This window comes from Streptomyces hundungensis, from assembly GCF_003627815.1.
In the GTDB taxonomy this organism is placed as follows: domain Bacteria; phylum Actinomycetota; class Actinomycetes; order Streptomycetales; family Streptomycetaceae; genus Streptomyces; species Streptomyces hundungensis_A.
In genome coordinates this window covers 4,936,862-4,963,389 of record NZ_CP032698.1, presented here as the reverse complement: position 1 = coordinate 4,963,389, position 26,528 = coordinate 4,936,862, and the positions used below count along the sequence as shown (strand labels likewise).

Here is a 26,528-nt window from a genome sequence, read left to right as displayed (position 1 = left end):
CTGAAGGGACTTTGGTCCTCAAGTGGTACATGTCACGTCATGACGGCCGAAGACGCCCGGCTCCCCCAGGGGGCCGGGCGTCGTGGGTCCGACGGGGCCGGGCGTCGTGGGTCCGACGGGGCCGGGCGTCGTGCGTGCCGCGGATGCTCAGGCGGCGACCGCCACCTTCGGTTCGGCCGGGTCGCCCGGTGCGCCCTCCCGTTCGGGTCCGGCCCCGCGCAGGCCCTTGAGCAGCACCACCAGGCCGGCGCTGACCGCCGTCCCGGCCGCGATGGCCAGCAGATACAGGAAGGCGTGCCCGATCAGCGGGACCACGAAGACGCCGCCGTGCGGGGCCCGCAGCGTGCAGCCGAAGGCCATCGACAGGGCGCCGGTGACGGCGCCGCCCGCCATCGCGGAGGGGATGACCCGCAGCGGGTCGGCCGCGGCGAAGGGGATGGCGCCCTCGGTGACGAAGGACGCGCCCAGCACCCACGCCGCCTTGCCGTTCTCGCGTTCGGCGGGCGTGAACAGACGGCCCCGTACGGTCGTGGCGAGGGCCATCGCGAGCGGCGGCACCATGCCCGCGGCCATCACGGCCGCCATCACCTTGAAGCTGCCGTCGGCGCTGGTCGCGTTGTCGGAGAGGCCGCCCACCGCGAAGGCGTAGGCGACCTTGTTGAGCGGGCCGCCCAGGTCGAAGCACATCATCAGGCCGAGGATCACGCCGAGGGTGATCGCGTTCGCACCGCCGAGTCCGCCGAGCCAACTGGTCAGCGCGGACTGGAGTTTGGCGATCGGCTCGCCTATCACCAGGAACATCAGGAAGCCGACGATCGCCGAGGAGACCAGCGGGATCACCACCACCGGCATGATGCCGCGCAGCGGCGCCGGGATGCGCACCTTCTGGATCGCCATGACCACCGCGCCCGCGATCAGTCCGGCCGCGAGACCACCGAGGAAGCCCGCCTTGATGTCGAGGGCGATCGCGCCGCCCACGAAGCCGGGCACCAGACCCGGCCGGTCGGCCATTCCGTAGGCGATGTACCCGGCCAGGACCGGGACGAGGAACGCGAAAGCGATCTGGCCGACCTGGAACAGGAGCGCCGCCCAGCTCATCGAGTCCGTCCACAGGAAGTGGTTCATGACGGAGGGCGCTTCGCTGACCTTGTAGCCGCCGACGGCGAAGCCCAGCGCGATGAGCAGACCACCGGCCGCGACGAAGGGAACCATGTAACTGACGCCCGACATCAGCCACTTGCGCAGCTTGGTGCCGTATCCCTCGCCGGCTTCGCCGCCCGCCTCCACCGGGGACGGCCTGGCGCCGGCTTCGGTGATCTCGCCGCGTGCCGCCTTGTCGCGGACCTCGGCGATCAGCTCGGCCGGCCGGTTGACGCCCGCCTTGACGCCGACGTCCACGGTGGGCTTTCCCGCGAAGCGCTCCTTGTCCCGTACGGGAACGTCATGCGCGAAGATCACGCCGTCGGCGGCGGCGATGACGGCCGCGTCGAGGCGGGTGAACCCGGCCGAGCCCTGCGTCTCCACGGCGATCTCGACGCCCTCGGCCTGCCCGGCACGTGTGAGGGACTCGGCCGCCATGTAGGTGTGGGCGATCCCGGTCGGACAGGACGTCACCGCCACGATCCGCAACGGCCGGTCCGGTGTGGGGTCGGGGTGGGGGTCAGGGGCGGGGTCAGGGTCAGGGGCGGGAGCGTTCTGATCGCCCCGGATCAGGGCCGCGGCCTCGTCCGCCGTAGTGGCGGCGCGCAGGGCCGAGGTGAAGGACTCGTCCATCAGACGGCGGGCCAGGGCGGAGAGGATCGACAGGTGGGCGTCGTCGGCGCCCGCGGGGGCCGCGATGAGGAAGATCAGGTCGGCCGGGCCGTCGGGGGCGCCGAAGTCGATGCCGGTGGCGCTGCGCCCGAAGGCGAGGGTCGGCTCGGTGACATGGGCGCTGCGGCAATGCGGGATGCCGATGCCGCCGTCGAGGCCGGTCGGCATCTGGGCCTCGCGGGCGGCGACGTCGGCGAGGAAGCCGTCGAGGTCGCTGACGCGGCCGAGCGCGACCATGCGCTGGGCGAGCACCCGGGCGGCGGCTTCCTTGGAGTCGGCGGCCAGGTCGAGGGCGAGGTCGACCAGTTCCGCGCTGATCATCTGGCTCATCGCGGGCTCCTTCGCGGGCGGTGAGGGGCGGGCGGGGCGGGAATCATGACGCCGGTTCCGTCAGGGGGCGGTCCAGCGGGACGGCGTCGGTGACGGTGACCGCCGCCGGATCGAGGTCGGCGGGGGTCGGCATCACGCTGCCGGGGAGCTGGACGGCGGCGGCGCCGTGGGCGACGGCGGCGGCCAGCGCGCCGGGGCCCTCGCCGCCCGCCGCGAGGAACCCGGCGAGCGAGGCGTCGCCGGCTCCCACGTTGCTGCGTACGAGGGCGACGGGCGCGGAGGCGAAGTAGGTGCCGGATGCGCCGACCAGGAGCTGGCCGTCGGCGCCGAGGCTGGCGAGGACGGTGCCGGCCCCCAACTCCCGTACTTCTTCAGCTGCCTTGACGGCGTCGCCGATGGTGGCGAGGGGGCGGCCGACGGCCTGGGCGAGCTCCTCGGCGTTGGGTTTGACCACGTCGGGGCGTTCGCGCAGGGCGGCGATGAGGGAGGGCCCGGAGGTGTCGAGGGCGACCTTGGCTCCGGCGGCGTGGGCGCGGGCGACGAGGTCGGCGTACCACTGGGGGGTCAGACCGCGCGGGAGGCTGCCGCAGCAGGCGATCCAGTCGGCCCGCCCCGAGTGCTCGGTGACCGTGTCGAGCAGCAACTCGCTTTCGGCGGCGCTCAGTTGGGGGCCCGGCGCGTTGATCTTCGTCAAGGTGCCGTCGGGTTCGGCGACCGCGATGTTGGAGCGGGTGGGCCCGGCGACGGGCACGGGGGCGACGTCGATGCCCTGCCCGGCGAGGAGTTCGGCGACCAGCGCGCCGGGGGCGCCGCCGAGCGGCATGACGGCGACGGTGTGGTGTCCGGCGGCGGCGACGGCGCGGGAGACGTTGACGCCCTTGCCGCCGGGGTCGACGCGCTCGCCGGTGGCGCGCAGCACCTCGCCCCGGGCGAGGTCAGGGACCTCATAGGTGCGGTCCAGGCTGGGGTTGGGGGTGACGGTGAGGATGTTCATACGGTGATCACGTCCGTACCGGCGGCCTCGATGGCGGCGACGCTGTCGGGGGCGAGCCCCCGGTCGGTGATGAGGAGGTCGATGTCGGCGAGGTCTCCGAAGCGGGCGAAGTGTTCCTGGCCGTGTTTGGCGGAGTCGGCGAGCAGCACCACGCGTCGGGCGGCGCCGATCACGGCCCGCTTGACGGCGGCCTCGGCGAGGTCGGGGGTGGTGAGGCCGTGGTCGGCGCCGAAGCCGTTGGTGCCGAGGAAGGCGACGTCGGCGCGGATCTCGCCGTAGGCGCGCAGGGCCCAGGCGTCGACGGCGGCCCGGGTGCGGTGCCGGACCCGGCCGCCGACGAGGTGGAGGTCGATGGCGGGGTGGTCGGCGAGCCGGGCGGCGACGGGCAGGGCGTGGGTGACCAGGGTCAGGCCGCTTTCGAGGGGGAGCCCGGCGGCGAGGCGCGCGATGGTCGACCCGGCGTCGAGGATGACGCTGCCCTCGGCGGGCAGTTCGGCGAGGGCGGCGCGGGCGATACGGTCCTTCTCGTCGGCGGCGGTGGACTCGCGCTCGGCGAGGTCGGGTTCGAAGTCGAGCCGGCCGGCGGGGATGGCTCCGCCGTGCACGCGGCGCACCAGGCCGGCGCGGTCGAGGGCCTTCAGGTCGCGTCGTACGGTCTCGGCGGTCACCTGGAAGGTGTCGGCGAGGGACAGCACGTCGACGCGGCCGCTCTCCCGGGCGATGCGGAGGATTTCCTGTTGGCGCTCCGGTGCATACATGTCTGGTTACGTCCGTTTCGCTTGCCCGAACCTGTGGTTGCCTCGCCAGATTACGGCCGCGCCGGAGCCATGTAAACCAATTCGGGCACCCCCCAGACACAAACGGACCTAGGTCCCCCGGGCCCCGGGCCCCTTTGCCCACCCACCCGCCCGTGCAGGGGGTTGAAGGGTCCCGGCCCCCTGGGGCTCCGCCCCAGACCCCGAGGCCCCTCGCCCACCCGCCCGCCCGTAAGCGCAGGGTTGGATAGCCCGGGCCCCTGGGGCTCCGCCCCAGACCCCGCATCGCGCCTGAACGGCGCTCGTCCTCAATCGCCGGACGGGCTGAGGTTGCCCAGGCAGGCCCGCACCGAGCACTTAAGGGGCGCGAGGAACTGCGCGCCCAGCCACCCACAGCCCGCAGCCGAAAACGGGTTTTCAGGGGCGCGGGGAACGGCGCGATTAGCGACCACGATCCGCACGTGACCGAGGGTTTTGGGGGCGCGAGGAACTGCGCGACCAGCCACGCACGGTCCGCAGGGTCGAGCGGGTTCAGGGGCGCGGGGAACTGCGCAAACAGGCAACCGCCCGCACAGACCGACGGCCCCGCACCTCGAAAGGTACGGAGCCATCAGACGAACCCGGGCCGCGCCCGAACCAAGCCGGGGCTGAGCCCAAGCAGAGCCGGGGCCCAGCAGGGCCGGGGCTGAGCCCAAGCAGAGCCGGGGCCCAGCAGGGCCGGGGCTGAGCCCAAGCAGAGCCGGGGCCCAGCAGGGTCGCATCCCAGCCGGGTCGGGGTTGAGGTCAAGCAGGGCCGGCCCGGCAGGGTTGGAAAGGTTAGGCGACCGGCTGGCGTTCCCTGGGGAGGTTGCGCGGCTCGGGCTGCTCCGCCTCGGCCCGGACGACCCCCGCCGCCCGCCCGGGCAACGCGAACATCACCAGGAAGATCACCCCGAGCACCCCCGCCACGTACCAGAGCGAGTGCTGGAACCCCTCCACGAACGCCTGCCCCAGCCGCGACGGCGCAACGTCGTCGCCGATCGAGCCGAAGAAGACGACCGACACCAGGCCGAGCCCGAGCGCGTTGCCCATCTGCTGCACCGTGTTGATGAGCCCGGACGCGGAACCCGAGTGCTCCTTGGGGACCTCGGAGAGCACCGCGTCGGTGAGCGGCGCGACGATGAGGCCCATGCCGAGGCCCATCACGACGAGCGGCAGCGCCATCTGCCAGGGCGCGATGTCCAGGCCGTAGCGGCCGGCTTCCCAGATGTAGATCAGCAGCCCGGCCGCCATCGTCAGAGCGCCGCTCTGGAGGACCTTGCGTCCGAAGCGCGGGACGAGCTTCTGCACGGACAGGCCCGCCGCCACCGAGACCGCGATGGAGAACGGCACCCCGGTGAGGCCCGCGCGCAGGGCGCTCCAGCCGAGGCCCAGCTGCATGTAGAGCGTCCACACGAGGAAGAAGATGCCGAGGCCGACACCGAAGGTGGCCTGCACGGCGATGCCCGCGGCGAAGCTCTTGACCTTGAACAGCGACAGTTCGATCAGCGGGGAGCCGTCCCGGGCCGCCTTCATCCGCTCGTACGCGATGAGCCCTCCGAAGACCAGGACGCTGCCGGCCATCGAGAGGTAGCCCCACAGCGGCCAGCCGAGCTCACGGCCACGGGTCAGCGGGTAGAGCAGCATGAGCAGGCCGAGCGTCACCAGGACCACGCCGACGAGGTCGAGCTTGAGGGCCTTGGGCGCCTTGGACTCGGTGATGAACTTGGTGCCGAGGATCAGGCCCACGATCCCGACCGGCAGGTTGATCAGGAAGATCGGGCGCCATTCCAGGCCGAACAGGTTCCACTCGGTGAGCAGCGCGCCGAGCAGGGGTCCCGAGACCGCGCCGAGTCCGACGACCGCGCCGAACAGGCCGAAGACCTTGCCGCGTTCGTGGGCGGGGAAGGTGGCGTGCACGATGGACAGGACCTGCGGCACCATCATGGCGGCCATCGCGCCTTGCAGGATGCGGGAGGCGACCAGCATCTCGGGGTTGGCGGCGAATCCGCACAGCGCGGAGGCCAGGGTGAAGCCGGCGATGCCGATGAGGAAGAGCTTCTTGCGGCCGTGGATGTCGCCGAGGCGGCCGCCGGTGATCAGACCCGCGGCGAACGCGAGCGCGTAGCCGGCGGTTATCCACTGGATCGAGGAGAAGCTCGCCCCGGTGTCCTGCTGGATCGACGGGATGGCGATGTTGACGATCGTGACATCGACCAGGTCCATGAAGGCCGCGGTCATGACGATGGCGAGGGCGAACCACCGGCGGCGGTCTGCTGCGGCCGGCGCCGCGGACTCTGGGGTGCTGCTGGTCGTGGTGGAGGTCATGGGAAGAAAGTAGACCCCCTATAGGTCAGCCTGTGTCCTCATTGCACGGGCATCCTGGAGGCATGACCGACACCCCGGCACGGCTGCTGCACCTGCTCTCCCTGCTCCAGACCCCGCGCGAGTGGCCAGGCGGCGAGCTCGCCGGGCGCCTCGGGGTCTCCCGGCGTACGGTGCGGCGCGACATCGACCGGCTGCGCGAACTCGGCTATCCCGTCCAGGCGGCGCGGGGCGCGGAGGGCGGCTACCGCCTCGTGGCGGGCAAGGCGATGCCGCCGCTGGTCCTGGACGACGAGGAGGCGGTGGCGATCGCGGTGGGGCTGCGGGCGGGCGCGGGCCATGCCGTGGACGGCGTGGACGAGGCGTCGGTGCGGGCCCTGGCCAAACTGGAACAGGTGCTGCCCTCCCGGCTGCGCCACCGCGTCGCGAGCCTCCAGGCGGCGACGATGCCGCTGGCCGGACCCTGGCGCGGGGACGGCGCGACGGTCGACCCGCACACCTTGACCACGCTCGCCTCGGCCGTCACCGGCGAGGAGCGGCTGCGGTTCGGCTATGTCTCCGGCGACGGCACGGCCACCAAGCGCCTGGTCGAGCCGTACCGGCTGGTGTCGACGGGACGCCGGTGGTACCTGGTGGCGTACGACGTGGAGCGCGGCGACTGGCGTACGTTCCGGGTCGACCGGGTCGCCGATCCGCTGGCGACCGGGGCGCGCTTCGCGCCGAGGGAGCTGCCCGAGGCCAACGCCGCAGAGTTCGTGCGCACCTCGATGAACCGGCTCCAGCCCGTCCTGGACATCGACGTCACCTTCGAGGCGCCGGCCGACTTCGTGACCGCCCGCCTGCCCGGCTCGCTCGGTGCACCCGAGCCGCTGGGGGCGGGGCGCTGCCGGTTGCGCGCCTCGTGCACCGACTCCCTGGAGTGGGTGGCGCTGCGGCTGGCCCTGGTGGACTGCGAGTTCACCGTCCACGAGCCGCCGTCGATGACCGCCTATCTGCACGAGCTGGGCGAGCGGCTGACCCGGGCGACCGCGCGCCGGCGGGATGAGTGAGGGTGAGGGAGCCCGGAGGGAGAGAAAAAGAGAGGGGCCCCGACACCAGGGGGGGAAGGTGCCGGGGCCGGGAGCCCCAGCACCAGGGGGGGGAGGGTGCCGGAGCTCGTCTTGGGGGCGGGGCCTAGGCCGCCGCGTCGAAGCCCGTGTCGCGGGCCATCTTCTTCAGTTCGAGCAAGGCGTGCTTCTCGATCTGACGGATCCGCTCGCGGGTCAGACCGTGTTCCTTGCCCACCTCTGTCAGCGTACGCTCCCTGCCGTCGTCAATGCCGTAACGCATCTTGATGATCGAGGCGGTTCGCTGGTCGAGCTTGCCGATCAGGTCGTCGAGCTCCTCGCTGCGCAGCAGTGTGAGCACGGACTGTTCGGGTGAGACGGCGGAGGTGTCTTCGAGCAGGTCGCCGAATTGGGTCTCGCCCTGGTCGTCGACCGGCATGTTCAAGGAGACCGGGTCACGCGCCCAGTCCAGCACGTCACCGACGCGCTCGGGCGTGGAGCCCAGCTCGGCGGCGATCTCCGTGTGCTCGGGATCGCGGCCGTTCTCCCGGTTGAATTCGCGCTGGACCCGGCGGATGCGGCCGAGCTCCTCCACCAGGTGGACGGGCAGGCGGATGGTGCGGGACTGGTCGGCGATGGAGCGGGTGATGGCCTGGCGGATCCACCAGGTGGCGTACGTGGAGAACTTGAAGCCCTTGGCGTAGTCGAACTTCTCGACGGCGCGCACCAGGCCGGCGTTGCCCTCCTGGATGAGGTCGAGCAGGGGCAGGCCGGCCCTCGGGTAACGGCGGGCGACGGCTACGACCAGGCGGAGGTTGGAGCGGATGAAGAGGTCCTTGGCGCGCTCGCCCGCGGCGTACAGCGCTTCGAGCTCCTCGGGCGTGGCGCCCCCTGCTTCGCTCTCCACCTCTCCGTCGAGGATCTGGCGTGCGTATACACCGGCTTCGATGGTCTGCGAGAGCTCGACCTCCTTGGCGGCGTCGAGCAGCGGCGTACGCGCGATTTCGTCGAGGTACATACCGACCAGGTCGCGGTCGGCGATCTCACCGCTGATTGCGCGGACCCTGCTTCCAGAGTCCGAGCCGCCAGAGGCGGACTGTCGGCGGGCGACGGCGCGGGTTGCCATGCGTGCTCCCTTACTGAGTGGTCGCGACACCCTCCCGGGTGCCCTGCATCCGATGGAAACAACGGCTGGAATCCGGACAGAATTCCCGACCCGCCCATCGATTTCGTGATCATGCAGTACCCTGTCGCGCCTCGAAGGGGGGACAGGTGTCGCAAAAACGTACAGAGGTCCAGGTCAGAGCGGGTGTGGAGGCGGATCTGGGGGCGCTCACGCATCTTTACAACCACTTCATCCGTGAGACAGCCATCACATTCGACACGGACCCCTTCACCACCGAACAGCGCCGTCCGTGGCTGCACTCCCACCCTGAAGACGGCCCGCACCGTCTTCTGGTTGCTCACGATGCCCGTTTTGTCGGCGAGGATCGTGTGTTGGGCTATGCGACCAGCAGCCCGTTCCGCGCCAAGCCCGCGTACGCGACGTCCGTCGAGGTGAGCGTGTACTGCGCGCCGGAGGCGACCGGGCGGGGCGTCGGCACGCTCCTGTACGACGCCCTCTTCAAGGCTATGGCGGGCCAGGACGTGCACCGCGCCTACGCGGGGATCGCCCTGCCGAACGAGGCCTCGCGGCGGCTGCACGAACGCTTCGGCTTCACCCACATAGGCACCTACCGCGAGGTGGGCCGCAAGTTCGGCCGCTACTGGGACGTGGCCTGGTACGAGAAGGAGCTGGGCGCTTCCTAGGCGCCCCGCGTCCAGACCGGGGCCCAACTCGCGCACGCAACAAGCCCGGTGCCGCCCGCGCCCGCTCACGCCTCCTTGCCGCCCACTCCCCTCTCGCGCCTCCCGCGCGCCGGTTCAGCCGTACTGCACGGACCGCTTGGCGAGCCCCATCCAGAACCCGTCGATGACACTGCGCGCCCCGCCGAGCTCGCCCTCGCTCGCGCCCATCGTCACGAAGAGCGGGGCGAAGTGCTCGGTGCGGGGGTGGGCGAGCCGGCCCGCCGGGGCCTTGTGCGCGAAGTCGAGCAGGGCATCGACATCGGCGGCGTCCAGTGCCCGCGCCCCCCAGTCGTCGAACTCGGCCGACCAGCTGGGGACTTGACCGCCGGTGTGGCGCAGGGCGGCCAGGTTGTGGGTGAAGAACCCGCTGCCGACGATGAGTACGCCCTCGTCGCGCAGCGGGGCCAGGGTGCGACCGATGCCGTACAGGCGGCGCGGGTCCAGGGTGGGCAGGGAGATCTGGAGGACGGGGATGTCGGCGGCGGGGAACATCTCCACCAGCGGGACATAGGCGCCGTGGTCGAGCCCGCGGTCCGCGATGTCCTGCACCGGCATCCCGGGTCCGCGCAGCAACTTGCGTACGGAGTCGGCGAGTTCGGGCGCGCCGGGGGCCGCGTAGCGCACCTGGTAGTAGTGGTCGGGGAAGCCCCAGAAGTCGTACACCAGCGGCACGGTCTCGGTGGCGCCGAGCGCGAGCGGGGCCTCCTCCCAGTGCGCGGAGACCATCAGGATGGCGGTGGGGCGGGGCAGTTCCGCGGACCAGGCCGCCAGCTCGGCGGGCCAGAGCGGATCGTCGGCGAGCGGCGGGGCGCCGTGGGAGAGGTACAGGGCGGGCATGCGCTCGGGGCGGACGACGGTCATGGCGGACTCTCCGGCTCACTCACGGCTGCCGGCCGGTCTCGCGGCCCGGCAGAACTGCTTGAAGTCTCAAGCGTCTCGCTCCAGCCTAACCCTGCATAGTTCAACTTTCAAGAAGCCTCCGTACAGTAGATGTATGACCTCGGCACCTAACTGGCTCAGCGACGAGGAGCAGCGCACCTGGCGCGCCTACCTCCACGCCACCCGGCTCCTCGAAGACCACCTCGACCGACAGCTCCAGCGCGACGCCGGGATGCCGCACGTCTACTACGGGCTGCTCGTCCAGCTCTCCCAGGCGCCCCGGCGCCGGATGCGGATGACCGAGCTGGCCAAGAACTCCAAGATCACCCGCTCCCGGCTCTCGCACGCCGTGGCGCGCCTGGAGAACAACGGGTGGATCAGGCGCGAGGACTGCCCCTCCGACAAGCGGGGCCAGCTGGCGATCCTCACGGACGCCGGGTACGAGGTCCTGGAGCGGACCGCGCCCGGGCACGTGGCCGCCGTGCGGCAGGCGATGTTCGACCGGCTGACCCCGGCCCAGGTGGACCAGCTCGGCGAGATCATGCGCGTGATGGCGCAGGGGCTCCAGCCCACCGACGCCAAAGCGGACCTGCCCTGGCTCCGCTGAGAACAGCGGGGCCAGGGCAGGTGCGTCCGGGGTGCTACCGGGGGGTCAGTGCGCGACCACCGGGATGCGCACCTCGTCCTGGACGTCGTCGCCGCTGCCCGACTGGGCGACCGGACCGCCGCCGGGGCGGCCGGTGTTGATGAGGGTGACGGCGATGGCCGAGGCGGCCACCAGGATGCCGACGGCCCACCAGATGGCGGCGGAGAAGCCGTGCACCATGGCCTGGAGCTTGAGGAGCTCGGGGTTGGTGGCGCCCAGCGCCAGGTGACCGGTGGCGTACGCCGTGGTCGCCGAGGCGGCGATGGTGTTGAGCAGGGCCGTGCCGATGGCGCCGCCGACCTGCTGCGAGGTGTTGACCATCGCGGAGGCGACACCCGCGTCACGCGGTTCGACGCCGATGGTGGCGAGCGACATGGCGGGCATGAAGGCGGTGCCCATGCCGAGGCCGAGCAGGATCTGCGCGGGCAGGATGACACCGGCGTACGAGGTGTCGATGTCGAGCTGGGTGAGCAGCAGCATGCCGACGGCGGCGGTCAGGAAGCCCGGGCCCATCAGCAGGCGCGGCGCGACCCGGGTCATCAGGCGGGCACCGATCTGGGTGGAGCCGGTGATCATGCCCGCGATCATGGGCAGGAAGGCGAAGCCCGTCTTGACCGGCGAGAAGCCCTTGACCACCTGGAGGTAGTAGGTGAGGAAGAGGAACAGGCCGAACATCGCGATGATCGCGAGGCCGAGCGAGAGGTAGACACCGCCGCGGTTGCGGTTGGTGATGACGCGCAGGGGGAGCAGCGGGTTCCGCACCTTGGCCTCGACGGTGACGAAGGCGGTGAGCAGCACGGCGGAGGCGATGAACATCGTGATGGTCAGCGCGTCCGACCAGCCGGCCGACTCGGCGCGGGTGAAGCCGTAGACCAGCGCGACCAGACCGGTGGTGGACAGGACCACGCCGGGCACGTCGAGCGGCGAGCGGTTGCGGGTGCCCGCGGGCTCGCGGATGACGAGATAGGCGCCGAGCGCGGCGACGATCGCGAACGGGATGTTCACGAAGAAGGTCCAGCGCCAGTTCAGGTACTCGGTGAGGAAACCGCCCAGGATCAGGCCCACCGCGCCACCGCCACCGGCGATCGCACCGTAGATGCCGAAGGCCTTGGCGCGCTCCTTGGCGTCGGTGAACATCACCGCGAGCAGCGAGAGGGCGGCCGGCGCGAGCAGCGCGCCGAAGGCACCCTGGAGCGCCCGGGAGCCGAGCAGCATCGCCTCGCCGGTGGCGGCGCCACCGAGCGCGGAGGCCGCGGCGAAGCCGAGCAGACCGACGACGAAGGTGCGCTTGCGGCCCCACAGGTCGGCGATGCGTCCGCCGAACAGGAGCAGTCCGCCGAAGGCGAGCGCGTACGCCGTGATGACCCACTGCTTGTTGGCGTCACTGATGTGCAGCGCGTGCTGGGCGGACGGCAGCGCGATGTTCACGATGGTCGCGTCGAGCACGACCATCAACTGGGCCAGGGCTATGAAGGCGAGCGCCTTCCACCGACTGGGATCGGGGGCGAGGGAGAACTGGTCCGTCTTGTCCAGACCGACTGTTTTTGACATGGAGGTAGCCACCTTGGGACGCGGATTACCGAGAAAATGTTGTAACTACGGTGAATGAACGGGGAGTTGAGGGCGGAAGACGATCAGCTCTTCCGGAGGTCGTCGAGGGTCGCCGCACTGCCCGGCAGCTCGGACCGCGCCGGGGCCTGAAGCCCGTCGAGGAAGAGCTGGAGATGACGGTGGACGAACTGGTCGATGTTCGGGCAGGGCGTGCCCGGCAGCGGCCTGGTCAGTTGGGAGAGGGCGACCATGAGGTCGCCGACGGCGACGTCGGCGCGGAGCCGGCCGGCCTCGCGGGCCCGCCGCATGAGCCCCTCGACGTCGCGTTCGAGGCGCTCACGGGCCGCGTTCAGTTCGGCCTGGTCCTGGTCGAAGGTGTCGGAAAGCATCGGACAGAGGGCGCCGATCCGTTCGTCGGCGGCCGCGTGCACGAAGCGGCGTAGCGCGTCGAAGGGGTCGGCCTCCTCGGCGGCGGCCGCTTCGGCCTGGGCCGAGACGCGGTCCATGACGGAGAGCACCACGCTGGTGATGAGCTCGCGGCGGTCGGCGAAGTGGCGGTAGATCGTGGCGTTGCCGACACCGGCACGGCGGGCGATCTCGTCGAGCGGGCGCTCGGCCCCGTACTCCACGAACATCTCGCGCGCGGCGGCGATGATCCGCTCCCGGTTGCGCAGGGCGTCGGCCCGCGGGCGCGGGGCGCGACGCGGCTCGGCGGCTACGGGGGCGGTGGCGGTCTGCACGGCTCTACTCCTTTTCTGGAACCCAAGCGTGAACGCGAGCGTGGAACGCAAGCGGGGCACGCAAGCGGGGAAACCTTCCCCGTTTCACGGGGACGAAGGTTCAAACGGGGAAACCTTCCCCGGTTATTTCCCGTACGCGATGTGACCTGCGCCACATGGGCGGCGGGCGGGATTGGAGTGCGGGATTCCCGCGCGCATCCCGGAGTGGCGCCCGCACGCCGAGGTACACCCAATATCCGGAAAAACCCGCATTCGGGCCACCCGGCGAGCGCGGCCGACACGCCGGACTCAGGGTGATCAGACGAGCGCAGTCCGGAACCGGCCGACTGTCGCGTCCCCGAAGGCGAGCGCGTGCGCATGCAGGACGTCAGCCAGTCCCGCCCGGCCCGGGCGCCAGGACGCCGGATATGCGGTCGGCGCCGGAACACCTTCCTCGGCGCCACTCTCGCCTCGCTCGCCCTGGCAGCGCTGACCACCGGTTCCACCACCCTGTCGATCGCCACCCGCGCCTCCGCGGGCCCGGCGGCCGTCCCCGGCGACTCCTCGCTCGCCGCCTGCCGCATCCCCGCCGGGCTCGGCGTGCAGATGTCGGAGGGCCTGCCCACCCCGCCCGGGTACGCGCACTCCACGGGCATCGTCCGGGCCCTCACCCTCATGATCGACTTCCCGGACGCGGTCGGTTCGGGGACCGCGCTCAGCCGGTACAAGGAGTTCTTCCCCCAGACCAGCGACTGGTTCCGCAACGCCTCCTACGGCCGGCTCGACTACCGCCCCGAGGCGCCCATCCCGCAGTGGCTCAGGATGCCGAAGGCGTTCTCGGCGTACGGGATCGAACGCGGCTCCCCCTATGAGCCGGGCTACCACCGCCTGGTGCAGGACATGGTCGCGGCGGCGGGGAGCCGGGTGAACTTCTCGAAGTACGACCTGGTGAACGTGCTGGTCACCCCGAACGCGGGCCCGTCAGCGCTGGACACGGTCCTGTCCGTGACGTTCTCGGGCAACGAGGAGGCGCCGTACGCGGACGGGGTGCCGCTGTCCAACACCTCGTTCGTCTACAGCCGCCAGGACGACGGCTCCGGCTCGTACGGGGAGACCGGCTACCGGGTGCTGCCGCACGAGAACGGCCATGTCTTCGGGCTGCCGGACCTGTACACCGCGCAGGGCGGCGGCGCGGTCGGGCACTGGGACATCATGTCCGAGGACTGGGGTGCCAACAACGACATGCTGGGCTGGCACAAGTGGAAGCTGGGCTGGCTCGACAACAGCCAGGTGGCGTGTGTGACCGGCACCGGGACGGGCCAGTACGTGCTGAGCCCGCTGGCCACGGAGGGCGGCCCGAAGCTGCTCTTCGTGCCGGTGACGAAGGACAGCGGGTACGCGGTGGAGGTCCGCACCCAGGCCGGCAACGACGGGGCGGTCTGCAAGCCCGGGGTGCTGATCTACCACGTGGAGGCGAACGTGGACACCGGCCGGGGCCCGGTCAACGTCTCCGACAGCACCCCCAACACAGGAGGCTGCACCCGCCGCCCCAACGTCAACGCCGAACTCTCGGACGCCCCCTACACCACAGGAGAAACCTTCGTGGACCGGGCGAGTGGGGTGCGGGTGGCGGTGACGGGGGTGGATGGGATGGGGAACTATCACGTCCGGGTGGAGAGACCCTGAGGGCAGAGCCGTGGCGGGCGTAGCCCGGGGTTCGGGGCGAAGCTTTCGGGGGGTGCAGGGGGCGTAGCCCCCGCCCGGGGTCCGGGGCGGAGCCCCGGGGTTTGAGGTCACGCCGCCGCGCCACCCCACGCCCCCGGAGGGTCTCGGGAAGGGGCGGGGTGGGGAAGAATCAGCCGGCCCAGCCCAGTTCCCCGCGCAGCTCTCCCTTCACCACCTTCCCCGCCGCGTTCCGCGGCAACTCCCCCCGCCGCACCACCACCCGCGCCGGCACCTTGAACCCCGCCAGCACCGACCCGACGTGGGCCCGGAGCTCCTCCGGGGACACGGTGGCGTCCGCGCGTACCTGCACCACCGCCGCGACCTCCTCCCCCAGTACCGGATGGGGCACCCCCAGCACCGCCGCGTCGAGGACCGCGGGGTGGTCGTGGAGGACGCCCTCGACCTCCACGCAGTACACGTTCTCGCCGCCCCGGATCACCATGTCCTTGATCCGGTCGACGATCGTGACCCGCCCCGAGTCCCGCACCGCGAGGTCCCCCGTCCTGAACCACCCCTCGCGGAAGGCGAGTTGGGTGGCGTCCGGGTCGTTCCAGTAGCCCCGTACCAAGGACTGCCCGCGCAGCCAGAGCTCGCCGATCTCGCCGTCCGCGAGCCCCGACCCGTCGGGCCCGGCGATCCGCACCTCGGTCACCGGCGTGGGGCGACCCGCGCTGTGCGGCCAACTCCGGTACTCCGCACCGAAGTTGGCCAGCACCCCGCCGCTCGTCTCGGTCAGCCCGTACCCGTTGCGCGGCTCGATGCGCGAGCCGTACCGCGCGGTGAGCCCGGCGACGAGGCCGGGCGGGGCCGCCGCGCCCCCGGTGTTGAGCGCCGTCAGGCTCTCCAGAGCGCCAGCGTCACCCTCGGACCCGTAACCCGCTGGCCCGAACTCCTGCGCAGCGGCCAGCAGTTGGAGGGCCGTCGCGGGCACCCCGGCGTAGTGCGTGACCCGGTGCTCACGGATCAGTTCGAGGGCGCGCCCCGCGTCCCACTTGCGCATCAGGACGAGCGTGCCGCCCGCCGACATCGCCGCGTACACCGAGGTGAACGCGGCGACATGGAAGAACGGGAAGGTCATGAGGGTGACGGGTACGGGACCCTGGCCCGGGACGACGCCACGCCCGAGCATGGACATGGCCGCCTGGAAGCGGGGGTTCAACACCGCCCCGACCTGGGCGAGTTGGGTTGCGACAGCCCCCTTGGGGCGGCCCGTGGTGCCGGAGGTGTAGATGATGGTGGCGTCCGCTTCCGGCGAGACGTCGACGTCGGGCGGCCCGGCCGCCGGGTCGGGCGAGGTGAGCTCGTCGACGTCGGCGTACCGCTCGAAGCCGTCGGGCAGCGGCCCCGCGTGGTGGAAGACCATGCCGCGCACACCCCGCGCACCGGCCCAGCCGGCCACCCGCTCAAGGCGCTCGCCGTCGACGAGCAGCACCCGCGGGGTGCAGTCGTCGAGGGCGTACGCGAATTCCTCCGCGGTCCACCAGGCGTTCGGCGGCACCGCGACCAGACCCGCCAACTGGGCTGCCCAGAACGCGACTTGCCACTCGGGGTGGTTGCGCATGCCGATGACGGCGCGGTCGCCCGGGCGCAACCCGTACACATCGGTGAGGCGGCGGGCCAGGGCGCAGGTGGCGGCGAAGAACTCGGCGTAGGAGTAAGTGCCGGACTCGGCGATCAAGAACGGCCGTTCCCCGAACGCCCACACCGTCTCGACGAACTCGCGCAGGGTGCGCGGCCCGGTGGCGTACTGGAGGGTGCCGGTCTCGCCGCGCACCACGGCGAAGGGGGCGCCGGGCGCGGTGAGCAGCGCTTCGGCCGCCCGGACCGCTTCGGCGTACGGATCCGCTTCGGCCGCCCGGACCGCTTCGGCGTACGGGTCCGCTTCAACATGCGAGACCCCCGAGTGAGCCGGGGAGCCGGGCCCGGGCGGGGCGCAGGGCTCGGAAGGGGAGCCGGGCCCGGACGGGGAGCCCGGCCGCGACAGGGGGGCGCCGGGCCGGGGCGACTCGCTCGACCCCGCCGCATCGTCCGCCGCACCGTCTCGCGCCTGTGTCGTCGCCACGGGAAGCCCTCCTAAGCGCCTGCTCAGTCCCAGTGGTTCACGACGCTATGCCGCTGCCCCGCCCCGGTCAAGGTCGGTGTAGAACACAACCGCCTTGGGGTCAGCCGGGCTGCACGATCTGGCCGATTCCGTTCGGTCCGGACGCCGTACCGGTCAGGGCGTCCTCCGGAACCGGGCGATCGCCCTTCAGGGCGGCCCACACCTTGGCGACCTTGACGGCGTCCGGCACCAGGCGGTCCTCGTCCCCCTGCTCCAGTTGGGCCGGCAGGGTGACCATCTGGACGTCCCGCGCCCCGAGCCCCTTCATCGAGTACGCGAGGGAGGCGAGGCTATCGACGCGGGCCAGGGAGGAGTCGGTGGTGAGGGACTTCGTCGCGGCGTCGGCGACCGTGAAGAGCCTGCCCGGGTCGGCGAGCAGGTTCTGGCCGGCCAGCTTGCCGAGCAGCACCGTCAGGAACTGGTGCTGGAGCTGGATCCGGCCGAGATCGCTGCCGTTGCCGACGCCGTGCCGGGTGCGCACGAGGTCGAGGGACTGCTGGCCGCTCAAGTGGTGCTTGCCGGGCGGCAGATGGAGCCCGCTGTCCTTGTCGTCGATGGCCTTGGCGAGGGTGATGTCGGTGCCGCCGACCGCGTCCATCAGCTCCGCGAAGCCGTTGAAGCCGACCTCGACGTAGTGGTTGACGCGCAGCCCGCCGCTCAGCGCTTCGACCGCGGCCACCGTGCAGGGGGCGCCGCCCGTCTCGTACACGGAGTTGAACATGACGCCTTCGCGCGCCGGCAGCTTCTGGCCGGAAGCGGTGGTGCAGGCCGGACGGTTGACGATGGTGTCGCGCGGGATGCTGACGAACGCCGCCTTCCTGCGGCCGCCGTACACGTGCAGCAGCAGGGTGGTGTCGGAGCGGCCGATGTCGACGCCGCCGCCCGCCCGGGTGGCGTTCTTACCGGCCCGCGAATCGGAGCCGACGACCAGGATGTTGAGGTCGGAGGTGGCGGAGGCCTCCGGCGTGAGCAGCGAGCCGAGCTCGACGCTGTTGATGTTGTGGTTGAGCCGGTGCCAGGTGTACGCGGCGGCGCCCCCCACGGCGAGCAGCAGGACGACGGCGAGAGACCCGAGCACGAGCCGCAACCGCCGCGAACGCGGACGCCTGGGACGCGGGCGGCCCAGCCGCGGGCGGGGGGTGCGGCCCCTCCGGGGTATGCGCCCCCAACGGGGTCCGTACGTCATCCCTCGACTCCGTCCGTCGGCGACCCAGAACTTCGCATGCGTACGAACGACCAGAACCCCGCATGCGGACAAACAGGGCGTTACCGCACACTACAGAAGGCGGGCCCCTCCCGCAGTCCGGACCGCCACCCGTCGCCCGTCCCGGAGGGGCCCGCTCCGACCCCCGGCCCCACCAGCGGGCCCACACCCGCATCCGCTACCCTGTCCAGGTCTGCCATCGGCAGCGCGCCTCCGTAGCTCAGGGGATAGAGCACCGCTCTCCTAAAGCGGGTGTCGCAGGTTCGAATCCTGCCGGGGGCACCACGCGTTACCGCTCTGGCTCGGGTGTATCCCGCAGGGCGGTCCTGTTCGGCCTCGGACTCCTCGTCCGGGGCCGTTTGCGTGCGCGGACGGACCGCCCGGCCCGGCGGCAGACCGTACGCTGAACCCAGGCGGGATCGGGCCCGCAGCACAGTGTCCGGGAGGTCCTTCATGACGGCCGAGATGGTGGCCCCGGCGTGGATGCACGAGCAGATCACGGCGGAGGAGTACGAGTCCTGGTCCGCGGAGCAGTGCGCCGGCATCGAGATCGTGGACGGGATGGTCGTCGTGAGTCCGAGCGCGTCCAAGCGGCACAACCGACTGGCCAGGCTGCTGGCCAACGCCCTGGACGCCGCCGCGGGCCCCCAGTGGAACGCCGACACCGACTTCGACGTCCGGCTCCAGGACGTCCCACTCACCAACCGCCGCCCGGACGTCGTCGTGTACCGCGCGGACACGATCGACGTCACCCCCACCCGCCCTGAGCACGTGCTGCTGGTCGCGGAGGTGGTGTCGCCGGGCTCGGAGACCACCGACCGGATCGTGAAGGTCGACCAGTACGCCAAGGCGGGCATCGGCTTCTACTGGCGGATCGAGCAGGCCGCGACGGGCGTTCCTCTCGTGTACACCTACGTTCTCGACCCCGCGACGAAGACCTATCGGGAGGGAGAGGTCTTCACCGGCGCCCTCAAGGTGGCGGCCCCCTTCCCGGTGGAGATCGACCTCGACCAGCTCTGACGCACGGCTTCACCTACGCCCGGGTCGGGTCACGGGCCCCGGCGGACAGCCGGGTGGAGGGCCGCTCGCACCCGCGCCTCACGGATTGATGAGCGTCCCCTCCGGGCAGCCCGTGCCGCGGGGGATGCTGTAGGGGGCGGCCACGTAGTACGTGCCCGGTTTCGGGGCGACGAGTTCCGTCCACTCGTCGCCCGCGTCGGTCAGGGCGGACTTGCGCAGACAGCCGTTGAGGTTGGTGTACGTCTTGGGGTCGTGGCCCTTCAGCTTGGAGTCGCGGGTCTCCTGCGGCGGCGCGACGCCCTTGCCCTTCTCGTCGACCAGTTTCAGCCACGGCGAGTACGGGATGCGGATCAGGACCGTGCCCGGTGAGCGGACGTCGACCGTGACCTCGCCCTCACCCGCGTGCTTGACCGTGGCGGGCGGGTCCGCGAGCGGGGTGGGGTTCTCGACCGCGAAGAGCCGCCAGTGCTCGTTCGACCACAGCTGCTTGAGGTACGGCAGGCCCTGCTCGATCAGCTTGCCCTCCTGCACCGCGCCGTTGCGGTCGGCCGGGCCCAGCGGCAGCACCACGTACCGCACCGCCCAACGGTTGAGCCAGGCGTGGTAGTTGTCCGCGTTCAGGGTGTCGTCGTAGAACAGCGGGTTGCGCTGCATGTCCGCCTGCCGGTTCCAGCCGCGGGCCAGGTTCACGTACGGGGTGAACGCGGAGGCCTCGCGGTGGCTGGAGGCGGGGACCACCTCGACCCGGCCGGTCGAGGCGTCGAGCCCCTGCAACTGGTCCACCAGCGGCGCCAGATCGCGCGCCCAGGTCGCCGCGGGCGCGGTGTGCACGATGTCGTCCACCGACTTGAAGCCGATCCACCCGTTGAGCCCGGCGAACGCCAGCACCAGGACGTACCACTTGCGCGACTTGGGCACCGCGTACGGCAGCGCGGCCAGGAAGACGACGCCCGCGAACAGCATCGCGAGCCGGGTGATGTTGGAGCCGATCTGCGAGTGGATCGCGAAGCACAGCAGCACCCCGACCCCGTACACCAGCGCGGCCGTACGGACCGTCCGCCAGTCCTTCGGCACCAGGAACAGGATCAGCACCGCGAAGAGGAACGGCCCCGAGGTGGTGGCGAGCGACATCGGCTGGGTGCCCGAGAACGGGAACAGCCACGCCGAAAGGGCCACCACCACGACCGGCGGCAGACCGATCGCGTACGCGCCCGGGCGGCGCTTGTTCAGGAACAGCGCGGCCGCGACGATGCCGAGGAACAGTCCGGCGACCGGGCTGCTCGCCGTGGCGAGCGCGGCGCACGGCGCGGCCACGGCCGCCTTCGGCCAGCGGTTCTCCCGCTTGTTGTGCGGCCAGCAGAACACCGCGGCCACCGCGCCCAGCGCGAACATCATGCCGAGCCCGAACGTCACCCGGCCCGACATGGCGTTGCACAGGAAGGCGAAGAGGGCGGCGAAGGAGCACGCCAGCGGATTGCGGACCGCCTTCACCCGCACCAGGATCAGCGCGGTCAGGCCGGCCGAGACGGTCCCGGCGATCATCATCGTCGTACGGACGCCGAGCACCGACATCAGATACGGCGACACCACGCTGTACGAGACCGGGTGCATCCCGCCGTACCAGGCCAGGTTGTACGCGGACTCCGGGTGACGGCCGACGAACTCGGTCCAGGCGTCCTGGGCCGCGAGGTCGCCACCGCTGTTGGCGAAGAGGAAGAACCAGAGGATGTGGACGACGGCCGCGACCGCCGTCACGAACGCGACGGGGTGGCGCTTCGGCCAGGAGCCCGGACCCAGCCGTATTCGCCAAAGCCGGCCCCCGCCCGGCGCCCCGGCTCTGGAAGCGCCGGTACCGCTTGCACCGGTACCGGTACCGGTACCGGTCGCGGGACCGGGTTCGGTCACGGGACCCGCGTCCGTCATGGGACCCGCCTCCGTCGCGGGGCCCGCCTCCGTCGCGGGGCCCGGCTCGGGGGTCGTGCGCGTCGTGCTGGTACTCGGGGTGCTGTCGGCGCGGGTGGGCGTCGGGTCAGCGGTGGTCACTGCGGCTCTCCCGCCTCACGCTGTCTCACCTGGCACGCGCGGCCCCGTACGTCTGCGCCGGGTCCGCGCGGGGGCCGTCCGGTCGGCCCGTACTGCTGTGTCCGGGGGCCCTTGGTCGGGGCCGCGGAAAGGAGCTGGCGCTCCTTCGTCCCGTCCCGAGATTCTCCCCGAAGAAAGAGGACGCCGTCCCCGCGTCCCCAGTTGCCCGAAGCTAGCACGGGGGGCGCCCCGCAGGTCGGGGCGCCCTCGATGCTCTCGGGGGGCGTCAGCCCAGTCGGGTGAGCTTGTCGCCCGTGCCCGGTTCGGCGAGCGCCTTCTTCAGCTCGACCGGCGCGGTCAGCCTGCCGTTGCCGGAGCCGATGGACAGCTCGCCCACCACCTCGCCCGCCTTCGCGGAGTGCGGGACGGGCTTGGCGCCCGCGCCCAGCGTGACGTCGACCTTCAGACCCGGCCAGCCGACCGCCTTGAGGTCCTTGGCGGCGACGACCGGCGTCCTGCCGCCGAGCCCGTCGTCGACGTACCCGACGACATCACCCTTCTTGACGACCGTCGCCGAGGTGACGGCCTTCTGCACGGCCTGGATCAGCGTGTAGCTGTTGTTGATCGCGGACTTCAGCTTGTTGTCGAGCGTGGTGCCGGTGCGCTGGCCCATGACGATGCCGTAGATCCGCTGGTTCTTGCCGTCGACGACCGTGTCGGCCGCCCACAGCAGATTGCCGCCGGCCGGGGTCGAGGAGCCGGTCTTGATGCCGCTCACACCCGGCTTGAGCAGGATCGTGTTGTTGTTGTAGATCATCGTGTCGATGCCCGGGATCTTGATCTGGGGCGTGTTGACGATCCCGCGGAACACGTCATTCTGCATGACGGCCTGCGCCAGCTTGAGCTGGTCGGTCGGCGTGGAGACCGTGGTCTCCTTCAGACCGCTCGGGTCGGTGTACGTGGTGCTGGTCATGCCGAGCGACTTGGCGGCGTCGTTCATCTTCGCGATGAACGCGTCCTCGGAGCCGGCGTCCCAACGGGCCAGCAGGCGGGCCGCGTTGTTGCCGGACGGGATCATCAGCAGTTCGAGCATCTGCTTCTCGGTGAACTGCTGGTCCTTGCGGATCGGCGCCGTCGACTCGTCGGGCTTCTTCGCGTCGTCCTCGGCCTGCTGGTCGACCGTGATCTTCTCGCCCTCCTGCTTCCCGGTGATCGGGTGGCCCTTGAGGATCACGTACGCCGTCATCGTCTTGGCCACGCTCGCCAGCGGCGCGGGCTTCTGCTCGCCGTGCGTACCGAGGCTGCCCACGCCGTCCACGGAGACCGCCGACTGGCCCTCGGCGGGCCACGGCAGATCGAGTCCGCTGCCGTCGAAGGTGTACGTCGCCGACGAGGTGAGGGCGAGCTTCGGGTCGGGAAGCGGACGCATCAGCTGTACGACCGCAAACACGACCACGAGCAGCAGGACCAGCGGGGTCCAGATCTTGAAGCGCCGCACGGTGGAGCGGACCGCGGTCTGCGCCGGGGGCGGGGTGTTCGTCAGCTCGGCGAGCAGATCGAGCGGCGGCTTCGGCGGCAGCGGCTGCTGCCGGGTCCGCTCGGCGCGCTCGGGAACGGGCGGCGTGGGGCCGCCGACCGGGGCGGCCGGCGGCGGGGTCACCTTGGGCCCCTCGGGCCGTCTGACGGAAGTGTCGGGGCGGGCGGCGCCCCGCGCACCGGCGTCGTCGGACCGCAACGGCACGAACTGACTGGCCCGCTCCCCGGCGGACTCCCGCTGCGGCGCGGGCAGCTTGAGCATCGCGGTCGGCTGATCGACGGGCGCGGGCGCCTTGGCGGCGGGCGGGGGCGGAGTGACGGCCGGCTGCCCCTCGGCGGGCGCCTTCGCGGCGGGCGGGGGCGGAGTGACGGCCGATGGCCCCTCGGCGGCGGGCGACGCGGCGGCCCGGGTCTCGTCGGAGGTCGGGAGCGGAGTGACGGCCGACGGCCCCTCGGCGGGCGCCTTGGCGGCCCGGGTCTCGTCGGTGGTCGGGGGCTTGACCGCCTTGAACACGGCGGTGGGCTGGTCGACCCCCCGGCCCCGGTCCGGAGTTCGGGAAGGCGAGGACGCGGCCTGGTCGGCGGGGGTGGGGTTGGCGTCGGCGGGGGTCGGCTTGGCGTCGGCTGCCGAGGCGGGCTTGGCGGCTGCGCGGGTCGGCTGCGCGGCGGCTGCCGGGATGGGCTTGGCGCCTGCCGGGTTCGCCTTCCCGGCGTCTGCCAGGGAGGGCTGGGCGTCGGCCACAGTGACGTTCGCGTCGGCCCGGGTCGGCTCCACGGCGGCTGCCGAGGTCGGCTTGGCGTCGGCCGGGGTCGACTTCCCGGCGTCCGCCGAGGAGAGCTCAGCGTCAGCCCGGGTCGGCTTGGCGGCACCTGCCGAGGTCGGCTCAGCGTCAGCCCGGGTCGGCTTGGCGGCACCTGCCGAGGTCGGCTCAGCGTCAGCCCGGGTCGGCTTGGCGGCACCTGCCGAGGTGGGCTCGGCGCCTGCCGGGGTCGCTTCCCCGGCGTCCGCCGAGGAGAGCTTCGCGTCAGCCCGGGTCGGCTCCCCGGCACCTGCCGAGGTCGGCTCGGCCCCTGCCGGGGTCGACTCCCCGGCGCGTGCCGAGGTGGCGTTCGCGTCGGCCCGGGTCGACGCCCCGGCACCTGCCGCGACGGCATTCGCGTCGGCCCGGGTGGGCTTCGCGTCTGCCGGGGTCGCGTCACCGGACGACTTCGAGGGGGTGGCCGTTCGCTTCTCCACCGCGTCCGACCCCGCGTCAGCGGTCACCGCCTTCGCGCTCGAGGGCCCCGAATTTGCATATGCGGACGGGGAGTTGGGGGCAACGGGCGACTCGGCGCTGTCGGAACCGGTCGGCTTCAGGTCCGCCTCCGCGGAAGCGGACTCCGCGTCCACCGCGCCCGCATCCGGCCCGTCCGAGGCCGGCTTCGCACCCGACGCGTTGCCGCGCTCGGCAGCCTTCGTGGGGGCGCCCCCGTCGCCCTCAGGGGCGTCCTCCTGGTCGACCCACGCCGCGACCGCCGCGCGGAGCCGGGAGTCGCCGTCCTCCGAGCGGGGCACGCGGAACACCGCGGTCGCCTGGTCCACGGAACCCGCCGAGCCACCCGTCACCCCGGCACCCGAACCCGCCGCCGAGCGATCCGTACCGGCGGACCCGGACCCGGACCCGGACCCGGAACCCGAACCCGAACCCTCGCCGGAACCATTCGCCGCCCGTCGACCGTCCTCACCCTCACGGGAGGGTTCCTCACGGGAGGGGGACGGGGCGCGGGAGACCGCGAGGCGCGGGTCGCGTTCGCTCCTAGTCGTCTCCCCCGACGACTGCTGCTGCTCCGACTTGTCGGGGGACTCGCCCGCCACCGATGCCTCCTCCAGACGCCAGGCGGCGTCATCCGAAACTGTCCGAACCGTGTACCAGTGTCCCGTGTGCCGGGTAGGACCCCCTGGCTAGACGAGAACGACATACCTGTCGGTTCCCGTACGAACCACCCAGGCGCTCTCGACAGATGAATGTGAGAGGGGTCACCCTGTCATTCATCCACGCGGGGAGGCATGGATGGGCAGGAGCCGCAGAACTATTCCGGAAGAGCTGTTGCTGCTCGCTCTGGACCCGGCCACGGGTACCACAGCGCAGCCGCAGTCGCTCGACCTCGGCCTCGCCGGAGCCCAGCTAGTGGAGCTGGCTCTGGCAGGACGGATAGCCCCAGACGGGGATCGTATCGCCGTGGTGATGGCACGGCCGACAGGAGATCCGACACTGGACTCCGCACTGGAACTGCTGCGCAGGCGCGGCAGCCCGGTACGGGCCGTCCACTGGATCGGCGGGCCCCGCCTCGGGCTCCGCCAGATTTACCTCGCGCACCTGGAGCGGTGCGGCATGGTTCATGCCGTGGCGGGCCAGATGTGCGGGGTGCTGCCGACGACTCGCTACCAAGCGACGGAGACAGCGATCAGCCGGGACATCAGGGCCCGGCTGGACAGTGCGATCCGCACCGGCGTACCGCCGGACCCGCGGACCGCGGCGCTTGCCGCGCTGGCCCACGCAGTCGGGCTCGGCAAGCACCTGTACCCGGGGAACGAGGGGCGGTCATCGCGCTCCCGTCTCAGGGACCTGATCAGGCACGACCCCATGGGCGGTCTCGTCGCGCACGCCGTGATGGACGTCCAGAACGGTGTGGCCGCTCAGCCGCGCCGCAACGGCCAGGGCAGTACCGCCTCGGACAACGGAAGCCGCCATGCCGCGGCGGCCGGCGTTCCGATGCAGTCCCATCACGGGGCGCTGGCCAGGGCCGTCGTACACCACTGACGGGTTCACGCCTGGCAGAAGCGATTCGCCCGGCATCACCCAACGCACGGCCGCGACACCGCACCACACCGCAACGCATCACACCGCAACGCACCGCACGCCGCACCGACGTCCCCATGACCCGGTCCGGGAGCCGCACCCAGGACGCGCGGGGCTGTCACGACAGCCCCGCGCGTCCGCGTTGTCGCTGTGTGTGGCCGTTTTCCAGCGCGCGCCCGGATGTTGGTGGCAGTCTGCTGAGCAGACGAACAGAAGAGCCGTGAGCCGGAGGTGCGTTACCCGTGGCGTCCAATGTCAATCCCACCGTAAGGCGGCGCCGACTGGGCCAGGAGCTGCGCAGACTCCGCGAGCTGAAGGGCATGACGGCCGAAGAGGTCGCCGAGCGCCTGCTGGTGTCCCAGTCGAAGATCAGCCGCCTGGAGAACGGCCGCCGTTCCATCAGCCAGCGCGATGTACGCGACCTGTGCGGGGTGTACGAGGTCGAGGACCACCGCATCGTCGATTCGCTGATGCAGATGGCCAAGGACTCCCGCCAGCAGGGCTGGTGGCACGCCTTCGGCGACATCCCGTACAGCGTCTACATCGGTCTGGAGACGGACGCGGCCAGCCTGCGCGTCTACGATCCCCAGGTCGTTCCCGGGCTGCTCCAGACCCCGCAGTACGCGGAGGCCCTCATCGCGGGGGCGCTCCCGGAGACCGCCCCGACCGACGTCGAGAAACGGGTGAACGTCCGGCTGCGACGGCAGGAGCGGGTCCGGGCGCTGGAGAACCCGCTGCGCCTGTGGGTGGTCATCGACGAGGCGGCGCTGCGTCGCAGGGTCGGCGACAAGCAGCTGATGATCGACCAGCTGGAGTTCCTCATCACCCAGTCCCAGCTCCCCCATGTCACCGTGCAGGTACTGCCGTTCAGCATGGGCGCGCATCCGGGAATCAACGGCCAGTACGCGATTTTGGAATTCCCGGACGCCTCGGACTCCAGCGTCGTCTACATCGAGGGCGTCACCAGCGATCTGTATCTGGAAAAGGCGAATGATGTCCAGAAATACAGCGTGATGTACGAGCATTTGCGGGCGCAGGCGCTGAATGTGGACCAGACCCGGGAATTCATTACCGCGATCGCGAAGGACTACGCCCGTGGAACCGTCGGCTGATCGCTGAGGCGCGGCACCGTACACCCCGCGCCTCCTTCGACGGAA

The 26,528-nt window shown here is 71.6% G+C and carries 19 protein-coding genes and 1 tRNA gene; 8 read left to right on the top strand and 12 right to left on the bottom strand.

Annotated elements, in window-relative coordinates; translation table 11 throughout:
• Window positions 1-147: 147 nt before the first annotated feature.
• From DWB77_RS22090 to DWB77_RS22075, 4 genes are all read right to left on the bottom strand, one after another.
• Window positions 148-2,142 carry a PTS fructose transporter subunit IIABC gene (locus DWB77_RS22090; RefSeq protein WP_120722897.1) on the bottom strand — a complete coding sequence of 665 codons (1,995 nt, stop codon included), beginning with the start codon at window positions 2,140-2,142 and terminating at the stop codon, window positions 148-150.
• A gap of 43 nt (window positions 2,143-2,185) precedes the next feature.
• Entirely contained in the window at window positions 2,186-3,136 is a 951-nt protein-coding gene (gene pfkB, locus DWB77_RS22085) for a 1-phosphofructokinase (protein ID WP_120722896.1), read from the bottom strand.
• Complete coding sequence (locus DWB77_RS22080; protein ID WP_120722895.1) at window positions 3,133-3,894, bottom strand: DeoR/GlpR family DNA-binding transcription regulator; 762 nt, start codon at window positions 3,892-3,894, stop codon at window positions 3,133-3,135. The genes pfkB and DWB77_RS22080 overlap by 4 nt, the downstream gene beginning before the upstream one ends.
• 813 nt (window positions 3,895-4,707) lie before the next feature.
• Window positions 4,708-6,237 carry an MFS transporter gene (locus DWB77_RS22075; RefSeq protein WP_120722894.1) on the bottom strand — a complete coding sequence of 510 codons (1,530 nt, stop codon included), beginning with the start codon at window positions 6,235-6,237 and terminating at the stop codon, window positions 4,708-4,710.
• Between the two features lie 62 nt (window positions 6,238-6,299).
• Here DWB77_RS22075 and DWB77_RS22070 point away from each other — a divergent pair, with 62 nt between their 5' ends.
• A complete protein-coding gene (locus DWB77_RS22070) occupies window positions 6,300-7,283 on the top strand; it encodes a helix-turn-helix transcriptional regulator (protein WP_120722893.1) in 984 nt (327 codons plus the stop codon).
• 124 nt (window positions 7,284-7,407) lie between these two features.
• Here the strand turns inward: DWB77_RS22070 and DWB77_RS22065 are convergent, their stop codons facing one another.
• Entirely contained in the window at window positions 7,408-8,406 is a 999-nt protein-coding gene (locus DWB77_RS22065; RefSeq protein ID WP_120722892.1) for a sigma-70 family RNA polymerase sigma factor, read from the bottom strand.
• A gap of 146 nt (window positions 8,407-8,552) precedes the next feature.
• On the opposite strand from DWB77_RS22065, the gene DWB77_RS22060 reads away from it, so the two are divergent.
• Window positions 8,553-9,089 carry a GNAT family N-acetyltransferase gene (locus tag DWB77_RS22060; protein WP_120722891.1) on the top strand — a complete coding sequence of 179 codons (537 nt, stop codon included), beginning with the start codon at window positions 8,553-8,555 and terminating at the stop codon, window positions 9,087-9,089.
• Window positions 9,090-9,203: 114 nt separating this feature from the next.
• Here DWB77_RS22060 and DWB77_RS22055 read toward each other — a convergent pair whose 3' ends face one another.
• Complete coding sequence (locus DWB77_RS22055) at window positions 9,204-9,989, bottom strand: dioxygenase family protein (protein WP_120722890.1); 786 nt, start codon at window positions 9,987-9,989, stop codon at window positions 9,204-9,206.
• A 133-nt stretch (window positions 9,990-10,122) separates the two neighbouring features.
• On the opposite strand from DWB77_RS22055, the gene DWB77_RS22050 reads away from it, so the two are divergent.
• On the top strand, window positions 10,123-10,614 hold the full coding sequence (locus DWB77_RS22050; protein WP_120722889.1) for a MarR family winged helix-turn-helix transcriptional regulator: 492 nt from the start codon (window positions 10,123-10,125) through the stop codon (window positions 10,612-10,614).
• A gap of 45 nt (window positions 10,615-10,659) precedes the next feature.
• Here DWB77_RS22050 and DWB77_RS22045 read toward each other — a convergent pair whose 3' ends face one another.
• Both DWB77_RS22045 and DWB77_RS22040 read right to left on the bottom strand, forming a co-directional pair.
• Window positions 10,660-12,204 (bottom strand): MFS transporter, encoded by a 1,545-nt coding sequence (locus DWB77_RS22045; RefSeq protein WP_120722888.1) that lies wholly within the window; start codon window positions 12,202-12,204, stop codon window positions 10,660-10,662.
• Window positions 12,205-12,287: 83 nt separating this feature from the next.
• Window positions 12,288-12,944 (bottom strand): TetR/AcrR family transcriptional regulator, encoded by a 657-nt coding sequence (locus DWB77_RS22040; RefSeq protein ID WP_120722887.1) that lies wholly within the window; start codon window positions 12,942-12,944, stop codon window positions 12,288-12,290.
• Window positions 12,945-13,301: 357 nt separating this feature from the next.
• Here DWB77_RS22040 and DWB77_RS22035 point away from each other — a divergent pair, with 357 nt between their 5' ends.
• On the top strand, window positions 13,302-14,609 hold the full coding sequence (locus DWB77_RS22035; protein WP_120728094.1) for a M6 family metalloprotease domain-containing protein: 1,308 nt from the start codon (window positions 13,302-13,304) through the stop codon (window positions 14,607-14,609).
• Window positions 14,610-14,778: 169 nt separating this feature from the next.
• Here the strand turns inward: DWB77_RS22035 and DWB77_RS22030 are convergent, their stop codons facing one another.
• Both DWB77_RS22030 and DWB77_RS22025 read right to left on the bottom strand, forming a co-directional pair.
• Window positions 14,779-16,455, bottom strand: a complete 1,677-nt coding sequence (locus tag DWB77_RS22030) for a class I adenylate-forming enzyme family protein (RefSeq protein ID WP_174248721.1) — start codon at window positions 16,453-16,455, stop codon at window positions 14,779-14,781.
• A 355-nt stretch (window positions 16,456-16,810) separates the two neighbouring features.
• A complete protein-coding gene (locus DWB77_RS22025) occupies window positions 16,811-17,827 on the bottom strand; it encodes an LCP family protein (protein ID WP_246033603.1) in 1,017 nt (338 codons plus the stop codon).
• Between the two features lie 335 nt (window positions 17,828-18,162).
• Between DWB77_RS22025 and DWB77_RS22020 the strand changes: the two genes are divergently transcribed.
• Together DWB77_RS22020 and DWB77_RS22015 are read left to right on the top strand one after the other, a co-directional pair.
• Window positions 18,163-18,238, top strand: a tRNA-Arg gene (locus tag DWB77_RS22020).
• 168 nt (window positions 18,239-18,406) lie between these two features.
• Entirely contained in the window at window positions 18,407-18,973 is a 567-nt protein-coding gene (locus DWB77_RS22015) for a Uma2 family endonuclease (protein ID WP_120722885.1), read from the top strand.
• A 78-nt stretch (window positions 18,974-19,051) separates the two neighbouring features.
• Here DWB77_RS22015 and DWB77_RS22010 read toward each other — a convergent pair whose 3' ends face one another.
• Together DWB77_RS22010 and DWB77_RS39315 are read right to left on the bottom strand one after the other, a co-directional pair.
• A complete protein-coding gene (locus DWB77_RS22010; RefSeq protein WP_428985136.1) occupies window positions 19,052-20,728 on the bottom strand; it encodes an MFS transporter in 1,677 nt (558 codons plus the stop codon).
• 553 nt (window positions 20,729-21,281) lie between these two features.
• Window positions 21,282-24,386, bottom strand: coding sequence for a serine hydrolase (locus DWB77_RS39315; protein WP_281280018.1), 3,105 nt, complete (start codon window positions 24,384-24,386; stop codon window positions 21,282-21,284).
• 196 nt (window positions 24,387-24,582) lie between these two features.
• Here DWB77_RS39315 and DWB77_RS22000 point away from each other — a divergent pair, with 196 nt between their 5' ends.
• Together DWB77_RS22000 and DWB77_RS21995 are read left to right on the top strand one after the other, a co-directional pair.
• Complete coding sequence (locus DWB77_RS22000) at window positions 24,583-25,332, top strand: GOLPH3/VPS74 family protein (protein WP_120722883.1); 750 nt, start codon at window positions 24,583-24,585, stop codon at window positions 25,330-25,332.
• 281 nt (window positions 25,333-25,613) lie between these two features.
• Window positions 25,614-26,483: a helix-turn-helix domain-containing protein gene (locus DWB77_RS21995; protein ID WP_120722882.1), complete on the top strand. Its 870-nt coding sequence runs from the start codon at window positions 25,614-25,616 to the stop codon at window positions 26,481-26,483.
• Window positions 26,484-26,528 lie beyond the last annotated feature (45 nt).

What these genes read in the sequence shown, in the direction of transcription:
- DWB77_RS22090 (WP_120722897.1), bottom strand. Translation starts at nt 2,142, where the DNA reads ATGAGCCAGATGATCAGCGCGGAACTGGTCGACCTCGCCCTCGACCTG.
- pfkB (WP_120722896.1), bottom strand. Translation starts at nt 3,136, where the DNA reads ATGAACATCCTCACCGTCACCCCCAACCCCAGCCTGGACCGCACCTAT.
- DWB77_RS22080 (WP_120722895.1), bottom strand. Translation starts at nt 3,894, where the DNA reads ATGTATGCACCGGAGCGCCAACAGGAAATCCTCCGCATCGCCCGGGAG.
- DWB77_RS22075 (WP_120722894.1), bottom strand. Translation starts at nt 6,237, where the DNA reads ATGACCTCCACCACGACCAGCAGCACCCCAGAGTCCGCGGCGCCGGCC.
- DWB77_RS22070 (WP_120722893.1), top strand. Translation starts at nt 6,300, where the DNA reads ATGACCGACACCCCGGCACGGCTGCTGCACCTGCTCTCCCTGCTCCAG.
- DWB77_RS22065 (WP_120722892.1), bottom strand. Translation starts at nt 8,406, where the DNA reads ATGGCAACCCGCGCCGTCGCCCGCCGACAGTCCGCCTCTGGCGGCTCG.
- DWB77_RS22055 (WP_120722890.1), bottom strand. Translation starts at nt 9,989, where the DNA reads ATGACCGTCGTCCGCCCCGAGCGCATGCCCGCCCTGTACCTCTCCCAC.
- DWB77_RS22050 (WP_120722889.1), top strand. Translation starts at nt 10,123, where the DNA reads ATGACCTCGGCACCTAACTGGCTCAGCGACGAGGAGCAGCGCACCTGG.
- DWB77_RS22045 (WP_120722888.1), bottom strand. Translation starts at nt 12,204, where the DNA reads ATGTCAAAAACAGTCGGTCTGGACAAGACGGACCAGTTCTCCCTCGCC.
- DWB77_RS22035 (WP_120728094.1), top strand. Translation starts at nt 13,302, where the DNA reads ATGCAGGACGTCAGCCAGTCCCGCCCGGCCCGGGCGCCAGGACGCCGG.
- DWB77_RS22015 (WP_120722885.1), top strand. Translation starts at nt 18,407, where the DNA reads ATGACGGCCGAGATGGTGGCCCCGGCGTGGATGCACGAGCAGATCACG.
- DWB77_RS22000 (WP_120722883.1), top strand. Translation starts at nt 24,583, where the DNA reads ATGGGCAGGAGCCGCAGAACTATTCCGGAAGAGCTGTTGCTGCTCGCT.